Source organism: Streptomyces colwelliae (assembly GCF_048158785.1).
Taxonomy (GTDB): domain Bacteria; phylum Actinomycetota; class Actinomycetes; order Streptomycetales; family Streptomycetaceae; genus Streptomyces.
The window spans coordinates 1-6,387 of sequence record NZ_JBLTJC010000501.1; the positions used below are offsets into that span (position 1 = coordinate 1).

Below are 6,387 nucleotides of genomic sequence, written 5' to 3' on the forward strand. Positions count from 1 at the left end.
CATCAGGACCCCCCACGATCCCCCCAGATCCCCCTCCAAGAGTCCTGATGCCAAGTACGACCCGCGTGGTGGGGAGAGGGTTGTACGACATCTTGAGAATTCTTCAAGGCGGGTTCGAGGTGCCGACGAATTGGGGCGGACGTAGCGTTTCAGACATGAGCGAAGACTCGGCTACGGCCTTCCAGGGCGCCGTCCTCGACGAGCTGGGCGACGACAAGGTGCAGGAGATCGCGGGGCTGCTCGGCACGGACGAGGCGGGCGCCCGGGACGTGGTCGGTACGACCGCGTCGGCGCTGTCCGGCGAGGCGGCTGCCGCCGAGACCGTGGAGACGCCTACGGAGGCTCCGCTCCAGGGCGTGGCCACGCTGGGCGGTTTCGCGACCGGGGGGCTCATGGCCGGGATGCTGGCCAAGGCGGCCAGGCCGGTGGCGAACGCGGTGGCCAAGAAGACGGGGCTGCCGCCGGCGACCGTCGCGCGGGTCGTCGAGATGCTGATCCCGGCCGTCCTCGCGGTGCTCACGAAGCGGGCGGCAAAGAAGAAGTAACGCGTGCGGTGCGGGTGTTGGCCGGTCGGTACGGCATACTCCTGACCTCCTGCCCCACCCCGGATCGAACGGGGTGGGGCAGGGCTCAGGGGTGTGTCAGCGCGGGGCGGCCGGCGTCAGCGGACGGTGACCGAGACGCCCTTGGACACGGCGGCGCCGTCCTTGACACGCAGGACCTGGACGCCCTTCTTCTGGAACTTGTCGGTCAGCTTGTAGGCGCTGTGGTTGACCTTGGCGGTCACGGGCAGGGACTTCCAGGTCGTGCCGGTCTTCACCTGGAGCGTGACCTTGCTGCCCTCCTTCAGACCGGCGGTCTTGCCGGTGAAGGTGACCACGTCACCGAGCTTCACGGCGGCGTGGTTGGCCTTGAGGGTGATGCTCGGCGCCGGGGCGGCGACGGCGGCGGTGGTGCCGACGGCGACGAGCGCGGCGGAGACCACGGACACGGCGGCGATACGCACGTTCACAGATAACTCCTTGTTTTGTTTCTCGAATTACTTCTCTTATGCAGCTCTCAGGCTTCTCTCATACAAGAGAAAGCCCGGAAGGCCGCGCTTCCGGGCTTTCTCCCGGCCCCGCGGCGAGCACGATCCTACAGACATGACCTGGGGAGATACGGTTCCGAAAAGCTCCGAAAAACCTAAATCGACAGGCTAGTCACAGGAATAGCGCGCACCGCACGGACCCTGATCTGCATTTATAAAAATGAGCTGTGTGAAGGTGACTCTCACATTCAGACGGTGACGAACTGCCAGTGCTGGGCCGCTGTGCCGTCGCAGGCCCGCAGCCTGGTCCCCGCGGAATCGGCCGTGCTGGCGCTCACCACCCACAAGCACTGGTTGAGGCCCCGCGACCGGACCTCGTTCCACTCGAACCCCGCGGGCACCGCACTCCACTGCTGTCCGGTATTGCCGTTACAGGTGTTCACCACGGTGACCGTGAACAGGAAGGGCTGCATGCACAGGCCGCTCTCCTTGCTCACCAGGAAGTAGAAGCCGTCACCGGAGGGCACCGCGGTCCACAGCTGGTTGTCCGTACCGGTGCACCTGAACTGCTGGACACCGGCGAACGGTTTGGGGTCCTCTCGCCTGACGTCCAGGCACTTGCCGCTGTTCTGGTTGACCACCTTGAAGTACGCGCCGGCCAGTGCCGGTAGCGCCGAGCCGGCCGGTTGGGCTCCGGCGGTGCCCGAGCCGCCGATCACCACGACCGACACGGCTGCCAGGAGCGCCAGGAGCGTCCCCGCGCGTCTGCAAATACTGGAAATGGCCATCTCATCTCCCCGTCGGACGGCCGCGACGGCCCCGTGCCCCCGCGTTGTCGGACCGTCCGCGGGCAGTGTCCACCTGCCGCGAGTGGCCTGTCGCGCCCTGTTCCGGCGAACGGAACCGCCCCACCCCGCCGGAGCGGAGTGGGGCGGGACACGAGCGGGTCACTCACGGACTCATCGGATCACGTGCTCCACGAACCGCGCCGCCGTCTCCGCCAGCACCTCGCGCCCGTCCCGCGCCCACAGTCCGTCGTTGAACAGCTCGACCTCGATGGACCCGGTGTACCCGGCCGCCTCGACGTACGACAGCCACTCCCGCATGTCGATCGCGCCGTCCCCGATCTGCCCGCGGCCGTTGAGCACGCCCTCGGGCAACGGGGTGGTCCAGTCGGCGAGTTGGAAGGTGTGGATACGGCCGCCCGCGCCCGCCCGGGCGATCTGCTCGGGCGCCCGGTCGTCCCACCAGATGTGGTACGTGTCCACCGTGACGCCGACCTGCCGGGCGGGGAAGCGCTCGGCGAGGTCGAGGGCCTGGGTGAGCGTGGAGACCACGCAGCGGTCGGAGGCGAACATGGGGTGCAGCGGCTCGATGGCCAGCCGTACGCCCCGCTCCTCGGCGTAGGGCCCCAACTCCCCCAGCGCGTCGGCGATCCGCTCCCGCGCGCCGTGCAGGTCCTTGGAACCGGCCGGGAGACCGCCGGACACCAGCACCAGGGTGTCGGTGCCGAGGGTGGCGGCCTCGTCGACGGCCCGGCGGTTGTCGTCGAGGGCGCGGGCGCGCTCGTCCGGGTCGATCGCGGTGAAGAAGCCGCCCCTGCACAACGTTGTCACCGTGAGCCCCGCGCCGCGGACCAGCTTCGCGGTCTCCTCCAGGCCGTACGACTGGACCGGCTCGCGCCAGAGGCCGACGCCGGGGGCGCCCAACTCCAGGCAGGCGTCGACCAGTTCGGGCATCGACAGCTGCTTGACCGTCATCTGGTTGATGGAGAAGCGGGACAGGTCGGGATTGCTCACTGGGTCACTCCGTACAGGGCGAGCAGGTTCTTCATCCGTTCCTCGGCGAGCTTCGGGTCGGGGAACAGGCCCAGTCCGTCGGCGAGTTCGTAGGCGCGGGCGAAGTGCGGGAGGGAGCGGGCCGATTGAAGGCCGCCGACCATCGTGAAGTGCGACTGGTGGCCCGCGAGCCAGGCCAGGAACACCACGCCCGTCTTGTAGAAGCGGGTGGGGGTCTGGAAGAGGTGGCGGGACAACTCGACGGTGGGGTCGAGGAGTTCGCGGAAGCCGGCCGTGTTCCCGGTGTCCAGGACGCGGACCGCCTCCGCCGCCAGCGGGCCGAGCGGGTCGAAGATGCCGAGCAGGGCGTGGCTGAAGCCCTGGTCGTCGCCCGCGATCAGCTCGGGGTAGTTGAAGTCGTCGCCGGTGTAGCAGCGCACACCCTGCGGCAGTCGGCGCCGGATGTCGATCTCCCGCTGAGCCTCCAGGAGCGACACCTTGATGCCGTCGACCTTGTCGGGGTGCGCGGCGATGACTTCGAGGAACGTGTCGGTGGCCGCGTCGAGGTCCGACGAACCCCAGTAACCCTCGAGCGCCGGGTCGAACATGGGGCCCAGCCAGTGCAGGACGACCGGTTCGGACGCCTGGCGCAGGAGGTGGCCGTAGACCTCCAGGTAGTCCTCGGGGCCCTTCGCCGCGGCCGCGAGCGCGCGGGACGCCATCAGGATGGCCTGCGCGCCCGACGCCTCGACGAGCGCCAACTGCTCCTCGTACGCGGCCTGTACGTCGGCCAGGGAGGCCGGGCCGGTGATCTGGTCGGTGCCGACGCCGCACGCGATCCGGCCGCCAACTGCCTTGGCCTCGGCGGAACTTCGGCGGATCAGCTCGGCAGCGCCCGCCCAGTCCAGGCCCATCCCGCGCTGGGCGGTGTCCATCGCCTCGGCGACACCGAGCCCGTGCGACCAGAGGTGGCGGCGGAAGGCGAGGGTGGCGTCCCAGTCGACGGCGGCGGCCGAGTCGGGGCTCGTGTCGGCGAACGGGTCGGCGACGACGTGCGCCGCCGAGAACACCGTACGAGAGGTGAAGGGGGTACCGGCGGTGACGGCGAGGGGTTCCTGTCGGGGCTCGTACGCCCTCAAGGACCCACTGCTGTCCGGGAGTTGGATGGTCACAGGGTGATCTCCGGTACGTCGAAACGGCGGCCCTCGGCGGACGACTTCAGGCCCAGCTCGGCGAGCTGGACGCCGCGGGCGCCGGCCAGGAGGTCCCAGTGGTAGGGGGCGTCGGCGTAGACGTGGCGGAGGAACAGCTCCCACTGGGCCTTGAAGCCGTTGTCGAAGTCGGTGTTGTCGGGGACTTCCTGCCACTGGTCGCGGAAGACCTCGGTGGCGGGGAGGTCCGGGTTCCAGACCGGCTTGGGGGTGGAACTGCGGTGCTGGGCACGGCAGTTGCGCAGCCCGGCGACGGCGGAACCTTCGGTGCCGTCGACCTGGAACTCGACGAGTTCGTCGCGGTTGACGCGGACGGCCCAGGAGGAGTTGATCTGGGCGATGGCGCCGCTGTCGAGTTCGAAGATGCCGTAGGCGGCGTCGTCGGCGGTGGCGTCGTAGGGCTTGCCGTTCTCGTCCCAGCGCTGCGGGATGTGGGTGGTGGCGATGGCCTGGACGGACTTCACGCGGCCGAACAGCTCGTGCAGGACGTACTCCCAGTGCGGGAACATGTCGACGACGATGCCGCCGCCGTCCTCCGAGCGGTAGTTCCACGACGGGCGTTGGGCGGCCTGCCAGTCGCCCTCGAAGACCCAGTAGCCGAACTCGCCCCGGATCGACAGGATCCGGCCGAAGAAGCCGCCGTCGATGAGGCGCTTGAGCTTCAGCAGGCCCGGGAGGAACAGCTTGTCCTGGACGACGCCGTGCTTGATGCCGGCGGCGTCGGCGAGGCGGGCCAGTTCGAGCGCGCCCTCGAAGTCGGTGGCCGTCGGCTTCTCGGTGTAGATGTGCTTGCCCGCCGCGATCGCCTTCTTGAGCGCCTCCTCGCGGGCCGAGGTGACCTGGGCGTCGAAGTAGATCTCGACGGTCGGGTCGGCGAGGACCGCGTCGACGTCCGTGGAGACGTTCTCCGGGTCGAGCCCGTGCTGTTCGGCAAGCGCCTTCAGCGCGTGCTCGCGGCGGCCCACGAGGATCGGTTCCGGCCACAGAACCGTACCGTCGCCGAGGTCTAGACCACCCTGCTCGCGCAGTGCGAGGATCGAGCGGACGAGGTGCTGTCGGTAGCCCATGCGCCCGGTCACGCCGTTCATGGCGATACGCACTGTCTTGCGTGTCACGTGTTTCCCTTCGTCCACGCACGTTTCCACGTACGTCCCAAGAACGCAGCAAGCGCTTTCTATATATGCAGAAGCTAGCCTTTGCCCACTGGTCTGTACAAGACCGTGATGGGGTCGAGTTGTTCGAGGGGGCGAACAACCGGGGTGGGTGGCCTTATCGTCTGCTCGGACGGGGGCTTCCTTTGAGCAGCCTATGTACAACGGCGTACGACAAGATGCGCGACCGGAGGACGAACAACATGACGGTGACCCTGGCGGACGTGGCGGCCCGCGCCCAGGTCTCCCCCGCGACGGTGTCGCGCGTACTGAACGGCAACTACCCGGTCGCGGCCACCACGCGGGAGCGGGTGCTCCGGGCGGTCGACGAGCTCGACTACGTGCTCAACGGTCCCGCGAGCGCGCTGGCGGCGGCCACCTCCGACCTGGTCGGCATCCTGGTCAACGACATCGCCGACCCCTTCTTCGGGATCATGGCGAGCGCGATCCAGGGCGAGATCGGGGGGCCGGGGGGCCGTGCGGGCGGGGAGCGCCTGGCCGTGGTGTGCAACACGGGCGGCGCCCCGGAGCGCGAGCTGACGTACCTCACGTTGTTGCAGCGGCAGCGGGCGGCGGCCGTGGTGCTGACCGGTGGCGCGATGGAGAACGCGCCCCACGCGGCGGCGGTCGCGGCGAAGCTGCGGAAGCTGGGCGAGGCCGGGACGCGGGTGGTGCTGTGCGGGCGGCCGCCGGCGCCGGACACCGGGGCGTTCGCGCTGACCTTCGACAACCGCGGGGGCGGGCGGGAGTTGACCGAGCACCTGATCGGGCTCGGCCATCGCCGGCTGGGCTACATCGCGGGCCCGGAGGAACGGACGACGACGCGGCACCGGCTGGAGGGCCACCGGGAGGCGCTGGCCGCGCACGGGATCGTGGAGGATCCGCGGTGGACCGTGCACGGGCGGTACGACCGGCGGTCGGGCTACGAGGCCACGCTGGAACTGCTGCGGCGGGACCCGTCGTTGACCGCCGTGGTCGCCGCGAACGACTCCGTCGCGGTGGGGGCGTGTGCGGCGCTGCGGGAGTCGGGCCGGCGGATTCCGGACGACGTCTCGGTCGCCGGGTTCGACGATCTGCCGTTCAGTGTGGATGCGGTGCCTTCGCTTACGACGGTGCGGTTGCCGTTGTCGGAGGCGGGGGCTCGGGCCGGGCGGATCGCCATGGGGCGGGAGGAGCCGCCGCCCGGTGGGATCGCCACGGTTCGGGGGGAGTTGATG

The 6,387-nt window shown here is 69.6% G+C and carries 7 protein-coding genes; 2 read left to right on the top strand and 5 right to left on the bottom strand.

Features of this window, described 5'->3' with window-relative positions:
• Positions 1-155: 155 nt before the first annotated feature.
• Positions 156-545 carry a DUF937 domain-containing protein gene (locus ACNFOC_RS48975; protein ID WP_416965470.1) on the top strand — a complete coding sequence of 130 codons (390 nt, stop codon included), beginning with the start codon at positions 156-158 and terminating at the stop codon, positions 543-545.
• A 116-nt stretch (positions 546-661) separates the two neighbouring features.
• On the opposite strand, the gene ACNFOC_RS48980 is transcribed toward ACNFOC_RS48975, so the two are convergent.
• From ACNFOC_RS48980 to ACNFOC_RS49000, 5 genes are all read right to left on the bottom strand, one after another.
• Entirely contained in the window at positions 662-1,012 is a 351-nt protein-coding gene (locus tag ACNFOC_RS48980; protein ID WP_416965471.1) for a hypothetical protein, read from the bottom strand.
• A gap of 266 nt (positions 1,013-1,278) precedes the next feature.
• Positions 1,279-1,818, bottom strand: a complete 540-nt coding sequence (locus ACNFOC_RS48985) for an RICIN domain-containing protein (protein ID WP_416965472.1) — start codon at positions 1,816-1,818, stop codon at positions 1,279-1,281.
• 171 nt (positions 1,819-1,989) lie between these two features.
• On the bottom strand, positions 1,990-2,790 hold the full coding sequence (locus ACNFOC_RS48990; protein ID WP_416965475.1) for a sugar phosphate isomerase/epimerase family protein: 801 nt from the start codon (positions 2,788-2,790) through the stop codon (positions 1,990-1,992).
• 35 nt (positions 2,791-2,825) lie between these two features.
• Positions 2,826-3,980, bottom strand: coding sequence for a dihydrodipicolinate synthase family protein (locus ACNFOC_RS48995; RefSeq protein ID WP_416965473.1), 1,155 nt, complete (start codon positions 3,978-3,980; stop codon positions 2,826-2,828).
• Entirely contained in the window at positions 3,977-5,134 is a 1,158-nt protein-coding gene (locus tag ACNFOC_RS49000) for a Gfo/Idh/MocA family protein (protein ID WP_406126272.1), read from the bottom strand. The genes ACNFOC_RS48995 and ACNFOC_RS49000 overlap by 4 nt, the downstream gene beginning before the upstream one ends.
• A 239-nt stretch (positions 5,135-5,373) precedes the next feature.
• Between ACNFOC_RS49000 and ACNFOC_RS49005 the strand changes: the two genes are divergently transcribed.
• Positions 5,374-6,387: LacI family DNA-binding transcriptional regulator (locus tag ACNFOC_RS49005; protein WP_416965474.1), on the top strand; the 1,014-nt coding region annotated here is incomplete at its 3' end.

What these genes read in the sequence shown, in the direction of transcription:
- ACNFOC_RS48975 (WP_416965470.1), top strand. Translation starts at nt 156, where the DNA reads ATGAGCGAAGACTCGGCTACGGCCTTCCAGGGCGCCGTCCTCGACGAG.
- ACNFOC_RS48985 (WP_416965472.1), bottom strand. Translation starts at nt 1,818, where the DNA reads ATGGCCATTTCCAGTATTTGCAGACGCGCGGGGACGCTCCTGGCGCTC.
- ACNFOC_RS48990 (WP_416965475.1), bottom strand. Translation starts at nt 2,790, where the DNA reads ATGACGGTCAAGCAGCTGTCGATGCCCGAACTGGTCGACGCCTGCCTG.